The following is a 4,139-nucleotide window of genomic DNA, read 5'->3' as shown; positions in this document are numbered from 1 at the left end:
GGTGGTGGCGTAGCAGAAGGCCGCCTCGACATTGCCGCGCACCTCGTAGAATGCCTCGTCGGTCAGCGGACGCAATGCACTCGTCGACGAAAGCCCCGGTTTATCGGTGCCATCGATGCGTTTCAGCTCCAACTGCTCAAACTCATCGTTGGTGGTTTTCAGCATCGCGATGACCGCCGTCAGCCCTAGCGCGGCGGTGTCGGCCGATTGTTTCGCCAAATCCATCAACAGACCGTTCACATGCAGACTCTCGGCCTGCAGCACCTCCCGTTGAATGCCTTTGTAGGAGTCGACCAACTTCATCAATCGTTCGGCCGGTTCGCGCAGCGCCTTCACGGGCGAGCGGCGGTTGTTGCGGATGGTCGAGAAGAGCTGCGAAAGGAGCGCGTCGCGGTCGTCGTCCAACTGCTGCATCTTGGCCGTCAGCTCGGTATCCTGCTGGGCGTTGTTCAGCTCCACCTCCTGCATGATCAAGTCGTTCCAGGCTTTGAGTTGTTCGTCGGTCAGGTGCAGTTTCTGCTTGTCCTGCGCCGCGATTAAATTGTAAAGTTGTTGATGCAATTCGCCATGCATCGCGCTGGTGTGCACCGTGATGCCAGCGTTCACCCGCACGTAGCGGGGTAGATTGTCATTGTTCTTCATCTGTTAAATGTTTTAGTGATAAAAGCTCCCGCAACAGCGCGGGAGTATTTTTTTTATAGTGCCAAACGCGTCAAGTTTGCGACTATACTCCGCTTGCATAGTGCCAAACGCGTCAAGTTTGCGACTATACATCGCTTGCATAGTGCCAAACGCATCAAGTTTACGACTATACATCGCTTGCAGTGCATCGTCGAAGCCTTGTTTGCGACTATACATCGCTTGCAGTGCACCGTCGAAGCCTTGTTTGCGACTATACATCGCTTGCAGTGCATCGTCGAAGCCTTGTTTTCGACTATACATATTCCTATTACAGCTCATCCCTCGTTTAATTGTCGGCTACGGGACGCACCGCAAACCCATAAGGCCAATCGTTGTCGTACAGCGGGTGCACGTAGAACGAGCGGAAATTCAGGTTGCAACAGTAGTCCGAGTTGAGCGGAACCGCCGACCAATAGCAACCGTTGTCGCCGACGCTGCCCAGCGAACCACCCTCGCTGCCGCGATAGCCCGAAGCAGGGAAGTTGATTGTAGCTGTCTTACTGCTGCTTGTCCAGAAATTATGACCGAAGTTGCTTTTGTAAGTCTGCCTATTGTCTGTACCGTCAACATTGAGCTCTGATTGTGTTCCAGAATTCTGACCCGTTGTGGTAAAACCTGTAAACGCATTGGAAGCTGGCATCTTAAAGCCTACAGGACAAGGATCATACACGGTCTTGACGACAGGATTGTCGTTATGCCCTGTTACCGTATTATCTGCAGACCAAAGATTGTAATAAGAATAACCTGCTGGAGGAGTAAAATACCACGAATTACCATACGTATAGAAACTGCCAGGGTTCTGAATACCATTCTGGATAGACATATTATTACCTGCATCTTCGATGAAACTACTATTTGGAGCTAATTCATAAACACCAGGGAAGGCATCCTTACGACCAAACTGATAAAAGGTGGTAGCACCCTCCTTTACGCTACCAGGATTCTGGGTAATAGTAAAAACAGAATACTGCTTTGTACCTCCGTTTGCAACAGTCTGTTCGACCTTCACCTTGACTGTACGAGCACTTGAATAAGTAGAACTGCTCCACAGGGTTGGCTTCCAACCAAGCGTCTCCTTGGTGAAGTTGTAAGTCTTGCCTTGGAAATTGGTAACTGCTATCGTGCTAAGCGCGTCCTGAGGAGCAAACCACAAATGCCATGACCAAACAATGGTACTACCCTTCTTGACAGCAACAACGGCATTACCGCTCTGGATGTCGCTTGCCTTAACCTCGAAGTCGAGGAAAGCATTACCACTTGCATCATGTGAGATTGGTGTAGAAGATAGATGAACGAGGTTGGCAACATCTGCCCAGACTACTTCTGCACCATCAATACCGTTGTTGGCTCCACCGTTGGTCTTCTCAATCCACGGGTCGGTAATGTCAGCGTTGTTATGGTCTTTGAAATGATACAAGACATAGGGATTCCCCGGTGCCGCATTGCTGGTATAAGCGTGAGTATTAGGACTGCCGTTTGTGATGGCGTTGCCATAAACCAGCGGAATCTTATAATAGCCCGGGTGGGAGATGACATAGCAGTTGGCGGTGTTGCGGTTTGTAGAGTTACCCTCGTAGTCGTAGGTCGACAGGTCGTAATAGTTAGTAGAGCTACCTTTCGGATTTAGTTTCAAGGCAGCATTCCTCAAGGCAAGTTTATTACTGGATGCCCCGGAATTCAAGGTAGCCTGACCGGTTTCGCCGGATGTACTTCCATCACCACTCGTCAATGAAATTCCCTTTAACCAGTTAGGCCATGGTTCGGTCATGGAGAAGGTGCCATCGCCATCGGTGTCATAGCCCACCACTTTCCATGCCACCTTCTGCTGTGTGTGGGTAACTGGGTCTTCGCGATAGCTCTGAATGGTGTAGTAGCCTGTCGAAGTGGCGTTGTATTCGGCAGCTGCAGGTGGTGTGACGGTCAGTTCATACTGCCATGTCGACGTGTTCTGCGACAGCGCATAGGTCTTTGTTGTTCCGGGCTTCCATTGGCCTGTGAGGGGAACAGAAATGCTGGGAGTGGTGGCACCGTCGAAATAGAATTTTGCCTGCACGCCTGCGCCCGTCAGCGTTTGCGGAATCATATAGAACACATAATTGTCGCTGGGCTTGCCCACGATGATGCTGTTCACCGCTTCCGAGGTACTGACGCTCACCGTTCCGTCACCGCCTAATGTAAAGGTTGCAGGCGCATTGAGCGTGGAGGCATCCCAACTGCCGGTGACCGTTTTATCGGTAGGCAAAGTGTATCTGCATTTGCTCTTTGCACCAACGATTTCTACCTTCGTGATGTGCTTGCTGTAAGAAAGGTTTTGTCCCACCTTGAAGCGCACGGCGGTCAAGGCGTGGCGGAAGGTGAGGTCGGTGCGAGGAGCTGTTCCCATCGCATCTAAATGCACGTTGCCCGAGCAGGCCGTCATCAAATCCTTTTGATTCCTCACATTGGGTTCTACCTCGAAATCTACGTAGGGCGTGCCCGCGTAGCTTGCGGGCGAAAGTTTCAGCTTGTTATTGTCGGGCTTCGGATAAACCGCATAGAAGCAAGCGTGGTTCTTCAGCCAATCCCAGTAGGTGGGAGTAACAAGGTTGCCATCCTTCTTCGTGTCCTGGTCGTAGAACCAAGGCTCGAGACTTGTGTCCGTCGAACCATAGAAGGCCGTGGTCGAAAAGTTCTGCATCGTGGGCATGGTTGTGATGTTCGCACGGGTCGGCGCGCCGTCTTCCCATTGTGAGGGCACACCTGGCACGGTAGTTTCAATCAGACAGAGACCATTGCTTGCTGCACCTTGCACGGGCAACTTCTGCATCGTGAGGTCTTCGGGCGTAAGGTCTTGCAGCGCTAATTGATGGGCAAAGGCTGCGCGCGTCATCGGCAGGCCAGCTTTGGCCGCAGCTTTTGCTTGGTCTTGCGCCTTGGACTGTACCGCCGAAACGTTGAACGTCACAAGCGCTTTACCGTTGTTGTCGTTGGTTTCTACATCCTTGTCGGCACAGGCAAACAGCGTGAGGCCGACTGTGAAGCAGGCGGCAGCAAACGGAAGGGTGTGCCGCAGGCTGTGGTTATCTAAAAATTTTCTTTTCATTGATTCGCTTTTTAAATCGTTACTTACTCATTGCATTTGCAAACTTATTCTTCTTCTTCCCATTCGCCGCCCCAGCGCTTGGCGCCCGTGAGGTTGGTGTCGTCGTCATCTTCGGTGGGGTCTTCAATCGTGACGCTACCACCTTGGTCACCGCCCGGTCGTGCCTTGGGACCGCTTCCTTCCAACAAATAGTGCTCGGTCGCCAGGTGGATGACCGTACATGTGGGCACTTCATACAATTTTTTCTTCATTTTGCTAAAACTATTTATATGTTGCGAATAATACTTTCGATGTTTTTGCACACAAAATCTGTTCATTTATGCACGCAAAAAGGGCATGCAAAAAGTTTATGAAAAACTTCTTGCACACCCTTTGT

General features: G+C 51.1%; 4 protein-coding genes. All 4 read right to left on the bottom strand.

The features are described from left to right. Window positions 1-642 (bottom strand): DUF6261 family protein (locus HMPREF9431_RS13225; RefSeq protein WP_004380220.1); only part of this gene is annotated, 642 nt, incomplete at its 3' end. A gap of 12 nt (window positions 643-654) precedes the next feature. Next, entirely contained in the window at window positions 655-942 is a 288-nt protein-coding gene (locus tag HMPREF9431_RS05700) for a hypothetical protein (RefSeq protein ID WP_004380219.1), read from the bottom strand. A gap of 25 nt (window positions 943-967) precedes the next feature. Beyond that, complete coding sequence (locus tag HMPREF9431_RS05695) at window positions 968-3,763, bottom strand: fimbrillin family protein (protein ID WP_004380218.1); 2,796 nt, start codon at window positions 3,761-3,763, stop codon at window positions 968-970. 44 nt (window positions 3,764-3,807) lie between these two features. Further along, entirely contained in the window at window positions 3,808-4,014 is a 207-nt protein-coding gene (locus tag HMPREF9431_RS05690; protein ID WP_004380217.1) for a hypothetical protein, read from the bottom strand. Window positions 4,015-4,139 lie beyond the last annotated feature (125 nt).

The sequence above is a fragment of the Segatella oulorum F0390 genome (assembly GCF_000224615.1).
Classification (GTDB): domain Bacteria; phylum Bacteroidota; class Bacteroidia; order Bacteroidales; family Bacteroidaceae; genus Prevotella; species Prevotella oulorum.
The sequence above is the reverse complement of the archived record's forward strand: the minus strand, read 5'-3'. Positions and strand labels throughout refer to the sequence as shown.

Excerpts from the sequence above, each read along its gene's own strand:
- HMPREF9431_RS05700 (WP_004380219.1), bottom strand. The coding sequence starts at position 942 with ATGTATAGTCGAAAACAAGGCTTCGACGATGCACTGCAAGCGATGTAT.
- HMPREF9431_RS05690 (WP_004380217.1), bottom strand. The coding sequence starts at position 4,014 with ATGAAGAAAAAATTGTATGAAGTGCCCACATGTACGGTCATCCACCTG.
- HMPREF9431_RS05695 (WP_004380218.1), bottom strand. The coding sequence starts at position 3,763 with ATGAAAAGAAAATTTTTAGATAACCACAGCCTGCGGCACACCCTTCCG.